We start from the raw sequence: 18,851 nt of genomic DNA on the forward strand, positions 1-18,851 counted from the left end.
AATTTTAAGCTGATATAACGAACCGTTCGGCAAACACTTGATTGAGCAATATCTTCTCCTTATCCCTGGACTGTAAAATGGCCTCTTCCTGGAGGCGGAGAAGCAGTATTTCCCCTTCCTTTCCATGTGCTTTAATCGACCGCGCTATCGCTATTTTGAGGTCGTCATCATCCGAAAAGGAATAGGTATCCGTCAAGAAAGGGATGACCTGATCGGACCTTAACCTGGCCATCGCTTTAACGATAGCTTCACGGACGGCCGCAGACTCGAGCGGAAAACGCGCCACGAGTTCCTTCACCCCTTCGTTATATTGCAACTCCCCGAGTGTAAGGATAATCTGTGCACGGATATCCCTATTTTCCTGGGTACTCAGCATCTCCAGCAGGGCCGGACAAGCTTCGAGCTGCTTAAAAAAACCGATTTCCTGTATAATAAATTGGATATAATTGACATGTCTGGAATTATTGATCCAGCGGAGCAGATTTGGCAGCTTAATTTCCTGCGAACGCTTCACCAGCGTCGCGTGCAAGCGCAGTTTGTCCAGTTGCGTAAAGGCCTCATCAAAATTTTCCTCCATAAAACGAAATGGATTGTAACTTTCCTGGCTGGCGTACAGATCTCTGGCGGTCTTTCGTAAATCCTTATCTTTATGGAACATGGATTTGGAAAGGATACCACTGTTGACCCCGTTGTTTATATCCCCGACCACCTGCAGCGCCTCTCTCCTTTTGGGCAATACCGGCGTACGCATGCGTTTTTCCCAGAATCCCATCAATCGCAGTGCTTCCAGACAATTTCTGTAATTGAGTTCATTGAGATTACCATTTTTAACCGATTCATTTTTCACGGTCAGGACGATATCCGTCAGTACATCTGCTTTCCATTTTTTGGATCTGGACACGTCGTAGTGAAGCAGTTCCCTGATTTCGTCGACATCGTAATTGTTCTTTGCCGTCATTACGAAGACTAATCTTTCATCAAAATGTGCGCGTATTTTTTTCCGCTGTTTTTCTGACCTGCTGATCCGGTAGCCGATATACAATAATCGGGCGATGCCAAAAAGGACAATGGTCAACAAGGCCAGGACCATGACGGCCGTGATCCTGACGACCAATGGATAACCATTGTACAAAGCTCCCAGGTAGCTTACATAATAGAGATAGTAATCATAGTACATTGTTGCTGTTGTTTAAATTTTTAAAAGATTGTTTTATTGTTAATTCTGTTCACAGGTGACCTTTTCCAAACACGTCGGCAAAATTGCTTAACCCGTCATGGAAAACTGTCTCAGTTTCAAACAGGGGAAACTTTCCGTCAAAACAAAAACAGGACATTCAACAAAAAACACTATTCAATTACTTGATAATAAAGAGATTAACCAAGAAACAAGGTGTCAAAAAAATTCATTTCAGAACCGATGATTTTCAATCAAACCAAAATTTTAAATCGGCTAAAATTTTATACTCGTTGAAAAAGAGACAGCATCCCGGCCGATTAATAAAGGGGGGGGTGGACATTCTGGCGATAATGTCCCCCATGCAGTCCACGTTGATCAGGCACATACTGCTTTTGCTGTAGCATCCCTGCGGTCGGCTTTACTAAATAGCCCAGATTCCGGTCTTGCCATGCAGGATTGCAACGATTCATTTTAGGAACAGCTTTCCTGCTCCGATACCGGGCCAAGACGCAATGAAAGCGCATTTGAATGCCGTCACCGAGACTTGCCCGCGGCATGCCAAAAGCAGCTATAGACGGGACCACAGAAGCAGAGCCCCCATATCAAATGAATACTGATAAAAACGTGTTGCTGTATAGCTTATGCAGTGGTTTTGCAGAACTGAGATGGCGTACAGCCAAATTCCGACTGGAAGCTCCGGTAGAAGGAGGCCCGGGAGTTAAATCCGCAGACAAAACTCAAATCGTCGACGGTGGTGCGCAGCGCTGTATTCTTCAGCTGGGCCGCTGCGTATTTTACGCGCAGATGGTTGATAAAGGCATTATATCCCTTACCGAATTCCTTTTTCAGGAACGGAGAAATATTGTTTACAGGAATTCCAAGCTGCTGACAGAATTTTTCTTTGTTGAGTTCTGTATCCAGGTAGGCTTTGGTATCGATAAACTGTTGTAGACGTTGCCGGTACAGACGCTCGCGCTTATCCGAGGAGGATCGGACAGGCAGCCTATCCGTCCTGTCAGCCACAACGGTCACCGAAACAGATCTATGTATAGCCCGTTTCTTTCGTTTTGTCTGGACAGCACGATGGCGGCCGGGGCGATAAAATAGCGAAAGCACCGAAAGAAAAGTCAGAAAAAACGACAGGACAAAGACCTCGTGAATGAGCACATTCTTGTCGTGGCTGACCATGATAAACATCTCCACAATGAGCGCGGCAAACATGAGTACCAACAAGTACGCTTTGGGTCCGGACCGCTTCATCAGCATGAAGATATCCGCGCCCGTTTCCAGCTGATTTTTTAGGCCTATCAAGGTGATATAAATGCAGAAATGCACAAAAGAAAACAAGTGGATAAACAACATGCTTTCGATATGATAGCGGTACAGCATCCACTGTTTCAAACCAATCAGTCCAAAAAGGAAGGTCCCCAGCAGCGAGGGCAAAAAATGAAGCAGCGATTTCAGTGTGGTGGCTTTACCTTTTGAGCTGTTCACCAAAAATAAGACTGCAGGTCCGTACAATAAACCGAATGGCAGGAATAATCCCAGATACAGCTCATCCCTGGACCAGAGCTTGAGCCCCCCGATGAGAATCTGCTGAGATGCGGCCACAAGTACAAAGACCATCAGCAATTTATTGCCTTGCTGCTTCCTTTTTGAATAATTCAAAAAGAAAAAATAGCCTGCGCAAAAAAGCGTTATGATGGTTAAGATTGTAGCAAACATATCCTCTGAATTATCTGTCTTGATTCCATTCTTGTAAATAGGTTAGTGGAAACAGATTGATGGCTAAAAATAGGGAAATCGAGCAGTTAAATATATCAAAGCGCTCTGGACTTGTTTTTTCTGTAGCTATCCAACTACAACGCTACACAAATCAACCCGGATTATAACCCTATTAACTATGCCTGAGATAAAAATAACTTGTCGTTCAAAGTTGGCTTTTGAGAAGTTCCCAAAAGCTTGCAGAACGGCAAAAATAATATGCCATCACCTAGGAATTAATAAAAAAAGGTCTAAATCGGTGTCAAGCAGACCTTATTAACTACTTATACTGGAAAAACAGCAGCTATATGACATTAAATTTTTATGCTGAGAAAACAATATCGTCAGACAAACAGCAAAAAAGACCTAAACGAACTGATAAAGTTGAATCTTCAGACCAAAAACAGTTTGTCGGTCCTACCAAAATTTGCCCGGCCATGAAGTCATGAACAATTACGGATACTAAAACAATTCTTATAATTGATGATGATTTTAATATACTCGAAGCCTGTTCAATTGTGATTGAATGGGTAGAATGTGTCCGGCCCACCTGATTGGTTCCTAATCGCCAACTGGATTCCTAAATTAGAGGGAGTTTATGTGTGGTTGGAATTGTAGACGGACTTATGACGTCAGTCCAGCAATAGAAAATACAGCAGACAACAATGAATAGAGCAGTAGATATTTGATTGTCATTTTTTTTAAAGTAACTTCTTCCTAAGGCTATTTTCATAATCCATTAAATTAATGTCCCTTAGCTCCCGCCACAAGTGGAGAAACAACTGAAAGATGTCTAGAAGAATACAACCCAAATAGTGCAATTACAATATAACAACATGTGGGCAACAGAAACGAGGACTGCACTCCTACTTCATCTGCGATATATCCCTGCAAAACCGGAACCAAAGCACCGCCAAGTATCGCCATAACCACCAATGAAGAGCCCTGGCTTGTATATTTCCCTAATCCTGAAATAGATAATGTATAAATATTCGAAAACATAATGGAATTAAAAATTCCTATTCCCAAGATACTATACATCGCAATGCTCCCATTATTTACAACGGCCGACAATATTAATAGAATATTCACCGAAGCAAATATCATCAATGTACGAGCCGGCAATGATCGGCCGATAAAAAATGCTACAAAGTTCAACAGTACAAACAATAGGAAAAATCTTATCTGCGAAAAATTTAAGTCAACTATAGCATATATCAGCCCAAATACAGCTATTGCCGTAATAATCATATAGAAAAATCGCCGGTTTGTTGGAATTTTAGTGTTAAGTGAGATCGAACCTAAAAAACGTCCCATCATTGCGCCACCCCAATAAAGGGCTAGATAATTTTTGGCAACTGCTTCCGGTAAGCCCACAATGGCGGGCAATTCCAAAAAACTGATAATAAAACTGCCTACCGCCACTTCCCCTCCGACATAACAAAACATCGTCAGCATACCATATCGTAGGTTGGGGAACTTTAATGCAACGAGGCCACGAACGGGCTCAGTGCCAGGCTCTGAATGGAAATCAGGGAGCTTAACCCTTGAAATAAATATAGCCACTAGCATCAGCACTACACCAAAAGCCATATAGGGTATACGTGTGGATAAAGCACTAAAAGAACCATCCGCGGTTGAAAAAAGCTCAAAGATAAGATGTCCGCCTAGGATAGGTGCTATTGTGGTGCCGAAGGCGTTAAAAGCCTGTGTCATATTCAATCTGCTGGAAGCTGACTCCTGACTGCCCAATAAAGAGACATAAGCATTCGCTGTTATCTGCAACACCGTAAAGCCCAAACCAAGAATAAAAAGCGCTGCTAAAAATAAAGGGTAAGAAGAAATGGTCGCCGCCGGATAGAATAAAAAACAGCCCAGTGCAGCAATCATAATGCCTGCAATAATTCCTTTTTTGTAGCCTATTAGATGAATAGGATCACCCATTGTTGCTGAATAAATGAAATAAAGCAGAGAACCAATAAAATAGGCACCGAAAAAACAGAACTGCACCAGCATCGCTTCCAAGAATTTTAGATTAAAGAGCTGTTTCAAATAGGGAATTAAAATATCGTTCATGCAGGTTATAAATCCCCACATAAAAAATAGGACTGTAATAGTAATCAGGGCAAAGGTATAATTAGGTTTAGGTTGGTTTTTCATAAAATTGATATTGCTAATTGACAGAATTGAGGCTTCTTTTTTCACTTAAAAAAGAAGCCTTATTAATCCTGTCGATGGTCTTTATTTCTCGATTGGAATAATCGAAATGGCATATCCGCCAGCTGCGGCACAGAATTGCGCTAAGTTATCTTTGTGGGTAACCTTAATTTTTTTTACTGTATAGGCTTGCGGTTTTGTTTTAAAGTTTGCGTCCGGTGCATCCGCATAAATAGTAGCCAAATAGGTCCTCCCTGCATCCAGAAAATCAAATTTTATCTTAGATGTTCTGCTGTCATTTCCATTGACACTCCCCAAAAACCATTTGTCGGTATTTTTTTCTTTGCGCGCTACTGTAATATATTGTCCCGGCTCCGCTTCTAAGTATTTACTGTCATCCCAATCGATCCCAACATCTTTAATGAATTGAAAAGCATCCGGAAAACGATCATAATTCTCTGGAAAATCTGCCGCCATCTGCAATGGACTATACATCGTTACATATAAGGCTAATTGATTGGCTAAGGTGCTGTTTAGATGGGCTCCATTCGGTAGATTCATTTCAAAAATACCTGGTGTATAATCCATGGGACCACCGATTAACCTGGTGAAAGGAAGGATAGTAACATGATTGAGCGCATTGCCGCCAAAGGCTTGATATTCTGTTCCACGAGCGGACTCATTACCGATCATGTTGGGCCAAGTACGGGCAATACCGGTAGGGCGAACCGCTTCATGTGCATTGACCATGATTTGGTACCGAGCCGCTTTTTCTATCACAAATTGATAATGATTATTAGTCGATTGACTATAATGATGTTCTCCTAAGGGTAATATCTGACCAACATATCCGGTTTTAACTGCATTATAACCATATTGTTTCATCAGTTTGAATGCAGTATCGATATGACGTTCATAATTACGAACAGACCCCGATGTCTCATGGTGCATGATAAGTTTTACTCCTTTTGAATGCGCATATTCATTCAGGTTCTTTAGATTAAAATCCGGATAAGGCGTTACAAAATCAAACACATAATCCTTGCCATGGCCAAACCAATCCTCCCACCCTATGTTCCAACCTTCGACCAGTACGCCGTCAAATCCATGTTTTGCGGCAAAGTCAATATACTTTTTAACATTACTTGTTGTCGCTCCATGTGTACCATTAGGCTTTGATTTTGTAAAATCAGTCTTTCCCAACTGAACGGAAGGAAAGTCATTGGTATACGACCAGGTATTCTTACCCGTAATCATTTCCCACCAGACACCAACATATTTCGTGGGTTTGATCCAAGATGTATTTTCAATTCTGTTAGGCTCGTTCAGATTGTAAGTCATTTTTGAAGCCAGTATGTCACGTGCATCGTCACTAACGATAATTGTTCTCCAGGGCGATGTATAGGGGGCTTGCAAACGTCCTTTGTCACCGTGTACATCAGGTGTTAACCATGATTGAAAAGTGAAATTTTTCCCATCGAAATTCAAATGCATAGTAGGATAATCAATACAGGCTGCTTCGTGAAGGTTGATATATAGTCCCTCTTTGCTTTTTAACATCAACGAGGTTTGAACTCCTGTCGGAGAAAATAAAGTTTGGGAAACGTTGCCTTCTTCGTAAGCACTTTTCATCAAGCCTTTTATCTCTGAAAGTTTTGATGTTGTATAATTATATTCCTGTGTATCGTAATCGCCTGGAATCCAAAAAGCCGTATGATCTCCAGTCATCGCAAATTGGGAATACTCCTCCTGAATGGTAAAATAAATCAGATTTTTCTGTTGTGGAAATTCGTAGCGGAAACCTAAACCATCATCAAAAAGACGAAAGCGGATCTTCATGTTCCGATCTGTTGCTTTTTGAATTAATGTAATTTCCAATTCATTATAATGATTCCTGACGAATTTAGTCTCGCCCCAAACAGGCTGCCAGGTCTCATCAAAAGTAGTTCTTTCCGTTCCTGCGATTTCAAAACCGCTGAATAATGACTCATATTGTTTTTTCTTTGCTGCACTATCTGGTCCGTTAAATGTGGTGGTGGTATTCATGTCAGATTTTAGGGCTAGCCCCAATCGGCTGGGATTAATCACACTTTTACCTTTGTATCGCAATTCATAGCTTGGTTCACCATTTGGGGTCAACGCAAAATCCATTATAAAATTACCATTTGGAGATTCTAGCTGCTGGGCATTCGCCTGAAAGCCCAAACAAGCTAGAAAAACAAAGAATAAGAAATTTATTTTTTTCATTAGCTGTATGTTTGTACTATTTTAAAATTCGCATCGATTGGTGAAACCAATTGAATGATCGAAGCAAGATAACGTGGGATATCCGTTCCAGCCGTTTGGCGCAGCATCTCCTACCACCAAAGTACGATGCATACGCCACCCGGACCGGACTACTTGCATATCTTCTTATCACTGCTCGATATTCTTCAACTAATTGGTCATTCCTTAAGCTTCTTGAACATTTCCAAATCTAGAGAAACATTCATATCAGGAAAAGACTACCAATAGAAAATATAAACGAGAAAAATAGTTAATACACTATACAACAACACTTTAAGGTAATACCCGGCATTGAAAAATATAAACAGCTTTTCAGGAATTTATTGGCAAAATGAGTTATTCAGAAGCTAAACGAGTAAGAAAATCTGCAACCTCGTTATGATAAAATCGACCAATGGGCAATTGTTTATCACGGATATGTACATGCTTGTTACCAAAACTTGTGATTTTATTTATAGCTACTAAGAATGAACGATGGATTCTAAGGAATGTGCCTTCAGGTAGGCGATCCTGCATGTCAGTAATAGATTGATAAATTTTATAGGGACCACTTAATGTATAGATTATAACATAGTTACCCTGAGATTCCAGGTAGTCTATTTCATCTAAAAAAAATTTCATCATTTTCCGTTCACATTTTACAAAAATAAAAGCACGGTCTTCCACATTCTTAACCGGAGCCGTTATGGTGGAATTTATTTGCTTAGTCTTGCTGTACTTATTCACTGCCTTTGTAAAGCGTTCTAAAGAAATCGGTTTTAAGATATAATCGATGGCATCCAGTTCAAATCCTTCAACAGCATAGTTAGGGTAAGCCGTTGTGAAAATAATGGCTGTTTCTTTGGGAAGACTTTTAGCAAATTCGATCCCCGACTTCCCCGGTAGATTTATATCTAAAAAGAGAAGATCTATCTGCTCGGTGGCCAACAGCTGTTGCAGTCCGCCCACGTGCGTGTACTTACCTTTCAAATCCAAGAAATTGAACTTGGAAATATGGAGTTCCAGTAAATCCGAAGCCGGTAATTCGTCTTCAACAATGGCACACTTAATTTTTATCATCTTTGATCTTCAATTTTAATGATACAAAAAAACTCGAGTCATCCCGTTTAATCTGCAACACATGTCGATGTGGATAAAGTAAGTCCAATCTACGCTTTACATTTACCAAACCAATTCCTTCTGCGCTCTTTATCTTAGAATCAATGTTGTCAGAGAGACTATTTTCAATCTTTACAACTAGCCATTCTTCATTAACGGTGATTGCAATGGTGATCCAGCCTTGATTGGTCTCATTTAGACAATGTTTACAACTATTCTCTATAAATGGTAAGATCAAAAACGGTTCAATAACAGCATCTTTATTTTCGCCGTACACGCTAAAGCTGATCTGCAAATCATGACCAAAACGCAGGCGCTGTAAAGCAATATAATTCGTAAGGTGGTCAATCTCGCTTGAAAGAGGAATATTCTTACGATCTGCCTCATACAAAGAAAAACGAAGCAGATCTGATATTTTTAGAACAATTTCAGCCGAATCATTAGATTGATTCAATATCTTACTATATAGTCCATTTAATACATTGAATAAAAAATGTGGGTGAAATTGATTACGAAGAGCAGACAATTCAGCTTGTAATTTCTCAGACATGACTGCCTGCACTTTATTCTTTTCTTCCGCTAAATAATAAAAAAGCCGACATGCTACGGGGATACTGACCACAAATTGTAGTTTACTGATATTGTACAAATAGACTGGAACTGCGAAAAGGGATTCGGTCTTCCAAAAAGTGAGATAATAACGTATGATGATATAATTATCGATTATCCGTTGCACAAAAGCAAAAAACAGGATCATTCCAATGTAGGCGAAAGCAAACATGACATATTTTTTTTTGAATAATAATCGTGGCATCATCAACTCCACAACAATCGTCACAAATATAATTTTAGGGAGAAGGCTATAACACTCGTTGCGCAACACGGTAATAAAATCGCCAGTAGGTATACTCTGGATAACACTAAATAGTAAGATATAGCCCAGCCAATATAAGCTGTACATTTTTATCAGCAGGGATTTATTTTGTTTATTGGAACTTCTCATGTGCACAACGTGTTTCTAGGTTCCATAAAAATAAGGCTATTCTTCCAAACCCATGTTGTTGTTTATAAGATAAATAATGTCGTCTGCATAAGTTGTTTTTAAAGCATTTCCAGGAAGGGTATATTCGATCTTACGATCAATTAAACATCAATTCACATGAGAAAAACAATCTTATTTTATGTTGCTTTACTTTGCAGCATATGTACTGTCAACGCCCAAAATATTGACATTTACCCAACTAACTGGTGGGTCAACATGAAAACGAATACTGTACAATTGCTAATTCGAAGCACGGGGGAATCATTTTCATCCGATAGCATACACATAAAGTATCCAAGTGTCACACTGCTAAAAACACACCTATTTACGAATAAAAGATATCTCGCTGCTGATATCTCAATTGCGTCAGATTCCCAGCCCGGCAATGTCACGATCGAGGTTTTTCAAAATGGAAAGAAAAGGCAGATCAACTGGCCACTAAATCAACGCAGGCCGGGTAATGGCACGACCTACGCACAAGGAGTAAATTCAGCCGATTTTATCGATTTAATTATGGTGGACCGGTTTAGTAATGGTGATCCCAATAACGATCGAGTCAAAGGAATGAAAGATCAGTCCTTAGATAGAAATGATATGTATGCACGTCATGGCGGAGACTTCCAGGGTATTATCAATAACCTGGATTATTTGCAAGGATTGGGCATTACCGCCCTATGGTTTACTCCGGTAATGGAAAATGATATGCCCAATAGAACTGAACATGGTTACGCTATTACCAACCATTATAAAATCGATAAGAGATACGGAGGGGATGAGGTATACAAGAAATTAAGTGATGAACTCCACAAAAGAGGAATGAAACTGATATTTGATGCCGTGTATAACCATTTTGGTTTATTCCATTTTTTAGAACAGGATCCCCCAGAAAACGACTGGGTACATCGCTGGTCGGAATATACTCAGACCTCTTTTCGGGAACAGCCCCTATTCGATCCTTACGCTTCAAAATCGGACCGGAAGAAAATGAGTGACGGTTGGTTTGATAAAACTATGCCTGATATCAATCAGGATAATCCCTACATGGCTAATTTCATAATTCAGAACTGCATCTGGCATATCGAGACATTTGGTATTGACGGTGTCCGTTTGGATACATATACTTACAACGATTTAGACTTCGCCAATCGGTGCAACCAGGCTATTTTAAACGAGTTTCCCAAAATTACTGCATTTGGAGAAATTATGGTTCATGGTGTAGCCAATCAGACCTATTTCGAGCAGAACAACATCGCGACACCTTTTAAAAGTAACTTACCTTCGGTAGTCGATTTTCAAAGTTTATACTATGGCATCATCCCCGCATTAACAGAGCCTTTAAGCTGGACATCTGGCGTAAACAAACTCTATTATACCGCCAGTACAGATTTCTTAAGTAGAAACCCTATGCAAAAGGTATTGTTATTGGACAATCATGACGAACCAAGATTCTTCTCTCTGGTAGGCGAAAATGCAGAGAAGCAGAAGATTGGTTATCAGTGGCTCCTGACCTACCGAGGAATTCCGCAGTTATATTATGGTTCGGAAGTATTAATGAAAGGTCTTAAGGCTCCAGACGGACTTCTGCGGTCAGATTTTCCCGGCGGCTGGAAATCAGACAAAAAAAATGCTTTCACCGGGGTTGGGCTCAATGAGGATGAAAAGTCCACACAGGATCTTGTTCGTAAACTGGCAAATTTCAGAAAAACGTCATCTGCGATTACGACAGGTAAAATGATGCATTATGTTCCTGTAGAGGGCTTATATGTATACTTTAGATACGACGGCAATCAAACAATTATGTGCGTGATGAATACGAGTAATACGCCAAAGGAAATTGACTTCAAAAAATATGATGAACGGACAGCGGGCTTTATGCTAGCGCGAAATGTAATTACGGAGGAAGTGTTATCAACAAAAAACAATGCAACAATACCACCGATGAAAATGTGGGTGCTAGAACTAAAAAAATAAGTTAAATCAATACTAGATATTCTCTCGTAAGAAATTAAAAGGCCCGGCATAAACTGCCGGGCCTTTTAATTTTAAACTTGAAGCGTGTTGAGCTACTTTTCGTTTTTTTGCACGCTGACCTTGACAGCCGTAGGATTTCCCTGTGCATCAGTTTTAGCTACGTTTAACTTCACCGTATAGTTACCTGCTGCAACAGGCACATTTCCACCGTTTAGCACAAAATCATTGATGCTACCGCCAAAATTTATGCTCCAATCGTGTCCATACCTAATTTTAATATCTCCAGCGGTTAGATCCTGTGTCAAAGTAAATGTTCCGGTACCATCGTTTACAAATTTTAGATCTGTATCTCCATCCCATCCTTTCGGAGTTGCACTACCGATCAAGGACCATATCTTGACATCGGAAATCTCCCATTTCATTTTGTTCATATCAATCATGACTTTCTTTGCTCCTGGTGTGAGCACATTAAAATTGTCGCCACCCAATCGAAACGTGCCATTACCTGAATCTCCATAATTTATGGTCCAGTTCTTTTTGGGTGTAATTTTAAAATCTAGCTTACCCACAGGAAAATTGACAATGCCCTCATAAATGCCATTACTTGTTGAAGAAAGCAGGCTATCAGCAGTTTCCGGAGACCAATTCTGATATGCTCCAGGAATATAGATCCAACTTGAAGCCTTGAAGGGTGTACCTGTCAATAAAATTATGTTTGAATAGCTCACTGCATTGGCAGCAGGTTCGGATTTCAGACGTACTTCAAGCTGCCCCAGCTCGCCAATTTTCATTCCTAATTTCAACATAAGTTGATTCACTTGATTGACAGTAGGCGAAAACGTATCGGATTTTTGAACAAATTCGACAGGATTGGCAAAATTGTTTCCCTTGATATCAAATTGGATTGTCGAAGTAACAGGAATTTCAGCTCCCGTTACCTCAACCTTCGAAAACGAAAGGGTTAACGCTGGCTTCTCCCCATCCGCTAAAGATAATTTAAGATCCGTCGTGGATGTATTCAATGTCCCGACGGGACCGATATGTGCAATCATTTGATTTTCTGATTTGTTGCAACTAGCGAGGCCAAGACTGAGTAGGCCGATCAGACTTCCCTTAATGATTAAATGTCTCATTGTTAAGCTTATTTATCGTGTTAGTAACCTTTATTTTGAATTAAGTTTGTATTTGAAATAATGTCTGCTGTCGGCAACGGAAACAATCTTCGGCTCGCGTCAACGCCAGCACCGGACTTAACACCGCCTTTATATGGCCAGACATAAGTTGATTCTGTGAACTTATTGTACCGGATCAGATCCGTACGTCTAAATCCCTCCCAATACAACTCCCTGACACGCTCATCAAGAAAAAAATCCAGGTTAATATTCGGAACATTGCCCGATGTATTACCGTAGGCGCGTTTACGCAACTCATTTACATAAGCAATCGCTTGGTTGATAGACCCACCGCTTCCTCCACGCAATACAGCTTCTCCATAAATTAGATATTGTTCGGCCAGCCGGAAAATGGCAAAGTCCAAAGAACAAAAAGTACCGCTGTTAATATCCAATGATGGTACACCTTGAGAGCTCACGTTACGAAATTTGATGGCTTTAAGGCCGTCGCCAAACTCGGACATGTTATCATTTTGTATTTTGTCACCAAAAAACATAGCTCTTTTGTCGGTAGCACCACTATAGTCACCAAAAATCGCCGGAATAGTACTTCTTACCCTGTTACCGGACCATCCGCCATTGGGGATACCGAAAGAAGCTGGTTGCATCGTACCGGGATCCACAGAAGCATTGATGATATAAGTTGTTCCGCCGTTATTCTGGGTTTTATTCGCGTCATAATTAATGGTCAATATCATTTCATCTTTACTTGTCACATTGTTATCCGTTAAAAAAAGATTTTTATATTCGGCGGCCAATTTATAACCTGCATTAATGACTTTTTGGGAATAAGTAATAGCATCTGTATATCTTGCTGTACCTGTATAAACCTCTGCATTTAAATATAATCTTGAAAGTAGTGCCCAGGCAGCACCTTTATCGGCACGGCCATATTCGTTAGTCCGTGGCTCCATCAGATCATCATTAATAGCTATTAACTCGGCTTCCACATACTTGAATAATTCTGATCGCTGGATTTGTTTAGGAGCTTGTTTCCCAATAGCGTCCTGTTCGGTTACAAAAGGTGGATTGCCAAAAGCATCCAACAAGACCCAATATTGGTACGCACGTAAAAAGCGTGCTTCAGCACGAAAGTGCTTGATATCTTCGGTTGCTGAAATATTTCTAGCTGCTAACTTTTCAGGAGTACTTTCCCTCAAAAATTCATTACAGATCGTAATCTGATACAGTGCTCGGGAATATAAGCCCCGAAGAAACTGGTTATCAGCTGTCCATTTCATCTGAACCAAATCCGGAACTCCAGTGTCCCCCCATCCGCATATCGCTTCGTCTGTAGTTAATTCCTGGGACATCCAGAACAGACGCAAGAAATCCGCGAAACTGACATTAAGCCCGCCTATATCACTCGATGCAGTAGCGCCGCTGGAATGAACAAGACCAAAGCTGGCGTACATTTTTACCAGTCCGGCCTTATAAGCCTCCAAAGAAGTATATACTGTTGCCCCAACCTTATCATTGGTGGGGTAAAGGTTTAAGTCTGACTGTTTGCACGAAGAAAAACAAATCGCCGAAAGAATCAGAAAGGATAAAATTCTATATAGATTTTTCATTTGTTTAATTTTTTATTTTAAAAACCAACACTCAAGCCCAAATTATAAATACGTGGGCGTGGATAAAGATTAAAGTCTACGCCCGAGAAGACTTCCGGATCTAGTCCTTTATATTTTGTGATCACAAAAACATTCTGACAACCAGCAGATATCCTTAGATTACTGCTCTGCCCCTTAATTATCTTGCCAGCATCAAAGACAAGCATCAGGTTATCCATTTTTAAGAATGATGCATTTTTCACATAATAGTCGCTTAAATATTGATTGCTTATAAACTGCGTATTAAAAATATCACGGCTGGCATTATTAACAAATCCCTGACTGCTCATAATGCTGTTCTGTACTGCAAAGTTGGAAGAAACATTGTCATAGACATAATTGCCTATATTTGACCGCAGCACCGTTGATACTGTCCATCTTCTAAAGCTAAACGATGTGTTGAAACCTAACGTAAAAACTGGATCAGGGGACTTATAGAAGTATTGATCATCGGTGTTAACTATGCCATCTTGATTAAGATCGACATAAACATTTTCTAGAGGTTTACCATTTTGGTCATAGATCTGTTTATAGACAAAAAATGATTGGGGTGTCTTTCCAATACCATTATATTTGATATTTACCCCTGTTCCTCCAGTAATGGTTCCTGCACTGATCTTAAATCTCGGGTCAGGATTTAACGACAGATTCGTTACTTCTCTTTTATTATAGGAAGCATTAAAACCAATGGTCCAATTCAGTTCTTTCCTTTGGAGCAGATCAAGATTGATACTGAATTCTGCCCCTTTAACTTTCATGTTTCCAACATTCGTCAACAGAATATTATTGAAATTCGTACCGGAAGGAATATCTATTGCTGACAATAGGTTTTTGGTCTTTTTGTTATAAATATCTAACGAGCCGCTTACTTTTCCATCCAAAAATCCAAAATCCAAACCGGCGTTATAGGTTGTTGTTGATTCCCAGGTCAGGTCCGGATCATAATCCGAAGGTGAATAGTAATCATAGAAATGATCACCAACTTGATATTGCCCAGCAGGAGCGTTAAGATAATACTTCGCTAAATAATTATAATCGCCAATACCATCTTGATTGCCCGTTTGTCCATAACTTAAACGGATCTTTAGATCCGACAGACAATCACTTTTTCTAAGGAAACTCTCTTCCTTTAACCGCCAGGTGAACCCCACCGAAGGAAAGTATCCCCAACGTTTTGTCTCTGAAAACCGGGAAGAAGCGTCGGCACGCATTGTACTCGATAAAATATACTTATCCGCAAAAGTATACACTAAACGTCCATAATAGGACAATAACTTGTTTCGAGGGATATTAAACGGGAATGCTGGTGTAAATTGAACTGTAGTCCCATCTGCACTGTAATTCTTAAAATTATAGTTAGTCGTCTTATTGTCGTAATATCCATAACCAGCAGTAAGGTCAACTTTGCTTTTTATAGATTCCAAGTTCTTTGCATAATTTAAATAGAATTCAGCAACTTGATTATTCTGGGTAGAATGCGACTCATTTAGGAAACCTGCGGATGCAAAATTAAGCGCCGCATTTGCCGGAACAAAAATGTTGCCCCGTCCACTGGACACATCGTAGCCTAGATTTAAATTCGCATGTAATTCAGGGAGAAAATGAAACGCATAATCCAGCTGCACATTACCGAAACTTCGTTTGGTTTTTCCATTGTTATCTTGCATCAAAATCATAGCTACAGGATTTCGGGCTGCGTTTCGGTTAAGCACCTCACCAGCTATCCATTCAAAATATCCGCCATATTCGTCATTATCTGTTCGGACAGCCTGCGTTGGATCGAATTGTATTGCATTGGCTATCGCACCTTGGTTAGCAAAATGAGCCTTTGTAAGTGTACCTTTCAGGTTTAAATCTATTTTAAGGTGGCCATCAAACAATTTTGGCTGTATAGCCAAACCTCCGGTAGTACGTTTGAATCGATCAGTAATCAACATACCTTTTTGATCCAGATATCCCCCCGACAGACGATAAGGGATTCCTTTAAAAGCACCTGAAAAGGTCAAATTATTATCGGTTGAAAATGCATTTTCATAAATTTCATCCTGCCAATCCGTATGTGCATTTCCCAACAAATTTTTAAAAGGGGCATTGGCATAAGTAGCATTTGGGTGCGCATCGAAGTAAGCACGAATTTCATCGGCAGAAAGCACATCTACTTTTTTGGCAATTGTGGAATATGAATTGTTGGTATTGAATTCGATCATTGGTTTCCCCAAAGCCCCCCTTTTTGTTGTAATTAAAATAACACCGTTGGATGCCCTAGAACCATAGATTGCTGTCGCGTTGGCATCTTTCAACACCGTAAAGCTTGCAATATCTGCGGGATTGATTAATGCTAATGGATTAGGCGCATTATTAATGCCGTTACCGCTAAGAGGCACCCCATCAATGACAATCAAGGGGTCGTTACTGGCGTTCAATGATGCTCCACCTCGAATACGGATCATACTGCCACTACCCGGCTGTCCTCCATTGGATACGATATTGACCCCGGCAACTTTTCCCTGAATAAGCTGTTCCGGTGTCGTGATTGTACCCTTTTGAAAGTCCTTTGTCGTGACTGTGGTTATGGACCCTGTAAGGTCTTGTTTCTTTTGTGTTCCGTATCCGATAACAACAACTTCATTTAAAACCTCTTCGGCACGTTGTAATTGAAAATTTACAGCTGTGACTTCCTGACTCAGATTTACGGTGTTCTTCTGTGGGGCGTAACCTACAAAACTAACGAGAAGTGTAATTGGACCTTTCTTTATTCCATTGAGATAATACTTCCCATTTGAATCTGTCCGGCCCACCTGATTAGTTCCCTCGATCCGGATCACTGCCCCAGCTATCGGATGATTAATTTCGTCTACTACGAGACCATTGATGCTACTTAACTGTGCATAAGCCGAAAATATTCCGACAAAGCAGAGCATGAGCAGCATGCTACTTCTTAAATAAAGGATTTTCATTGTATTTATTTTTGGTTAATGATTATGTAAAGTCAAGGCGTATAACCGACCATGGGCGGTATTTAAATAAAGGACACGGTCCTTTATAATGGGTTGTCCAATTATGGGATCCAATTGCTGAATAAGCGTTAAGATTTCAACAGTTGTTGCATATAAAGATGGATCTCTTTTGCCGAGCAAATATTGAAATTCTAGAATACCGGCGGAATTGAGCAATCGTTTTTTATTTTGTTTTCTGCCGTCTGTTTCAAAAAATCCTGAACAACTGCCTGTAATACGATCAAGAACATATAATTTACCTGTAAAATCACCGAAGTATAATTTATCTTGGTCAATTAACACAGGCGAAAAATTGTACCCCTTGGTTTGATACCTCAATTTTTCTGCCCCTGTAGCAACATCCAGCCCCACGAGTAAACGAGAATCTGAGCTTGTTAGAAATATGTTTCCATTTCCATCAACCGATGTGGTTGTAATCCAAGAAGGCCAGGTACTATATTGCCAGGCTATGTTTCCTTTTTTGGCATCTAATGCATAGAGGTAGCCATCTCGCGATCCCACAAATACAAATCCGTCTGCTGCAGATATCGATGCTTGTATCCCCTCCAATAAATGATTTTCTTCGTCGGATTTCGTCTTAAATTTCCAATCCAGATTTCCCGATTGCGCATCAATTGCGTAAACGTACTGATCCCAGCTCCCAATATAGATAGTACCCTCGTATAATAGAGGTGTGGTTCTTACAGCTCCTCCAGTAGGGTACTTCCATCTCAAGTTTCCATTCGCTGCATCCAACGCATAGAGATTACCATCACTGCTACCGAAATAAATGGTTTTCGTTTCCCCATTATCATGCGCGATTGGAGAAGAGATGAAGAAATCGAAAGGATCTTCCATATAAAACATGTCAGGTTGCATGCCCCATAATCCATTTCTTCCGATTTTATGTTCTCCCCCAGTTTTGAATTTCCAAACAAGCTTACCTGTGCGAGCATCAAGCGCATAATAATAACCGTCCATACTACCAAAACAGATGCGCTGATCAAATACAATAGGCGAAGAATTTACGGCGCCAGCGGTTTTAAATTTCCATGCTATCTTCCCAGTTTCGAGATAAAGAGCGTAAAGAAAATGATCCTCGCTTCCAATGTATATTTTGTCCTGAAATATTACTGGTGAAGAGTAGCTTTCCGCTTTACCGTCAAACTTCCATTTTAGGCCATCAATCCGTAGACTATCCACTTCTCTTGCCGAAGCAGATCTCATGATTATTAAATAGCACAGAAGGAGAATCATTCTAATGACGCTGCTCAAAAATTGTATCCTGAAAATTTCGCGCAGGCATTCGAAATAATATACATAAGGTGACATCATATTTTGGTTTTTAAGTAGAAAATCTAATTGGCTTATCGTTTTCAAATGTAAAGCACAAACCAATTAAAACTTCCTACCCAAAACTAAAATGTAAACTCAAGAACAATATAAAAACCTAAAAAACAACATTTTACAACCACAACAAGTAAACAAAATTGTAGAAGCGAATAGCAAATTAGACGAAAAATATCAGCCAAACAGATTAAATATGCAGGTGCTTATGGTGCTTAAGATTTTACAAGC

11 protein-coding genes are annotated in these 18,851 nt (G+C 40.0%); 1 reads left to right on the forward strand and 10 read right to left on the reverse strand.

Annotated features, from left to right (window positions below; all coding sequences use genetic code 11):
- Positions 1-4 precede the first annotated feature (4 nt).
- The 6 genes from FGL37_RS00185 to FGL37_RS00210 all read right to left on the reverse strand — a co-directional run bounded on the left by FGL37_RS00185 (position 5) and on the right by FGL37_RS00210 (position 9,320).
- Positions 5-1,177 carry a HEAT repeat domain-containing protein gene (locus tag FGL37_RS00185; RefSeq protein ID WP_028068744.1) on the reverse strand — a complete coding sequence of 391 codons (1,173 nt, stop codon included), beginning with the start codon at positions 1,175-1,177 and terminating at the stop codon, positions 5-7.
- A 639-nt stretch (positions 1,178-1,816) separates the two neighbouring features.
- On the reverse strand, positions 1,817-2,902 hold the full coding sequence (locus FGL37_RS00190) for a helix-turn-helix domain-containing protein (RefSeq protein ID WP_028068746.1): 1,086 nt from the start codon (positions 2,900-2,902) through the stop codon (positions 1,817-1,819).
- A 783-nt stretch (positions 2,903-3,685) separates the two neighbouring features.
- Complete coding sequence (locus FGL37_RS00195; RefSeq protein ID WP_232048599.1) at positions 3,686-5,146, reverse strand: sugar MFS transporter; 1,461 nt, start codon at positions 5,144-5,146, stop codon at positions 3,686-3,688.
- A gap of 36 nt (positions 5,147-5,182) precedes the next feature.
- Positions 5,183-7,345: a glycoside hydrolase family 97 protein gene (locus tag FGL37_RS00200; protein WP_028068748.1), complete on the reverse strand. Its 2,163-nt coding sequence runs from the start codon at positions 7,343-7,345 to the stop codon at positions 5,183-5,185.
- A 375-nt stretch (positions 7,346-7,720) separates the two neighbouring features.
- Positions 7,721-8,443, reverse strand: a complete 723-nt coding sequence (locus FGL37_RS00205; protein WP_028068749.1) for a LytR/AlgR family response regulator transcription factor — start codon at positions 8,441-8,443, stop codon at positions 7,721-7,723.
- On the reverse strand, positions 8,430-9,320 hold the full coding sequence (locus FGL37_RS00210; RefSeq protein ID WP_160169460.1) for a sensor histidine kinase: 891 nt from the start codon (positions 9,318-9,320) through the stop codon (positions 8,430-8,432). The genes FGL37_RS00205 and FGL37_RS00210 overlap by 14 nt, the downstream gene beginning before the upstream one ends.
- Positions 9,321-9,641: 321 nt before the next feature.
- Here FGL37_RS00210 and FGL37_RS00215 point away from each other — a divergent pair, with 321 nt between their 5' ends.
- Complete coding sequence (locus tag FGL37_RS00215) at positions 9,642-11,495, forward strand: alpha-amylase family glycosyl hydrolase (protein ID WP_028068751.1); 1,854 nt, start codon at positions 9,642-9,644, stop codon at positions 11,493-11,495.
- Positions 11,496-11,587: 92 nt separating this feature from the next.
- On the opposite strand, the gene FGL37_RS00220 is transcribed toward FGL37_RS00215, so the two are convergent.
- The 4 genes from FGL37_RS00220 to FGL37_RS00235 are packed head-to-tail and all read right to left on the reverse strand — an operon-like array spanning position 11,588 to position 18,500.
- On the reverse strand, positions 11,588-12,628 hold the full coding sequence (locus tag FGL37_RS00220) for a SusE domain-containing protein (RefSeq protein WP_081817784.1): 1,041 nt from the start codon (positions 12,626-12,628) through the stop codon (positions 11,588-11,590).
- Positions 12,629-12,648: 20 nt separating this feature from the next.
- Positions 12,649-14,238 (reverse strand): RagB/SusD family nutrient uptake outer membrane protein, encoded by a 1,590-nt coding sequence (locus FGL37_RS00225; protein ID WP_037532240.1) that lies wholly within the window; start codon positions 14,236-14,238, stop codon positions 12,649-12,651.
- Between the two features lie 17 nt (positions 14,239-14,255).
- Positions 14,256-17,234: a SusC/RagA family TonB-linked outer membrane protein gene (locus tag FGL37_RS00230; protein ID WP_028068753.1), complete on the reverse strand. Its 2,979-nt coding sequence runs from the start codon at positions 17,232-17,234 to the stop codon at positions 14,256-14,258.
- A 15-nt stretch (positions 17,235-17,249) separates the two neighbouring features.
- Positions 17,250-18,500, reverse strand: a complete 1,251-nt coding sequence (locus tag FGL37_RS00235) for an outer membrane protein assembly factor BamB family protein (RefSeq protein ID WP_051606539.1) — start codon at positions 18,498-18,500, stop codon at positions 17,250-17,252.
- Positions 18,501-18,851: the final 351 nt, after the last annotated feature.

The sequence above is a fragment of the Sphingobacterium thalpophilum genome, from assembly GCF_901482695.1.
GTDB lineage: Bacteria > Bacteroidota > Bacteroidia > Sphingobacteriales > Sphingobacteriaceae > Sphingobacterium > Sphingobacterium thalpophilum.

Excerpts from the sequence above, each read along its gene's own strand:
- FGL37_RS00185 (WP_028068744.1), bottom strand. The coding sequence starts at position 1,177 with ATGTACTATGATTACTATCTCTATTATGTAAGCTACCTGGGAGCTTTG.
- FGL37_RS00190 (WP_028068746.1), bottom strand. The coding sequence starts at position 2,902 with ATGTTTGCTACAATCTTAACCATCATAACGCTTTTTTGCGCAGGCTAT.
- FGL37_RS00200 (WP_028068748.1), bottom strand. The coding sequence starts at position 7,345 with ATGAAAAAAATAAATTTCTTATTCTTTGTTTTTCTAGCTTGTTTGGGC.
- FGL37_RS00205 (WP_028068749.1), bottom strand. The coding sequence starts at position 8,443 with ATGATAAAAATTAAGTGTGCCATTGTTGAAGACGAATTACCGGCTTCG.
- FGL37_RS00215 (WP_028068751.1), top strand. The coding sequence starts at position 9,642 with ATGAGAAAAACAATCTTATTTTATGTTGCTTTACTTTGCAGCATATGT.
- FGL37_RS00220 (WP_081817784.1), bottom strand. The coding sequence starts at position 12,628 with ATGAGACATTTAATCATTAAGGGAAGTCTGATCGGCCTACTCAGTCTT.
- FGL37_RS00225 (WP_037532240.1), bottom strand. The coding sequence starts at position 14,238 with ATGAAAAATCTATATAGAATTTTATCCTTTCTGATTCTTTCGGCGATT.
- FGL37_RS00230 (WP_028068753.1), bottom strand. The coding sequence starts at position 17,234 with ATGAAAATCCTTTATTTAAGAAGTAGCATGCTGCTCATGCTCTGCTTT.
- FGL37_RS00235 (WP_051606539.1), bottom strand. The coding sequence starts at position 18,500 with ATGAGATCTGCTTCGGCAAGAGAAGTGGATAGTCTACGGATTGATGGC.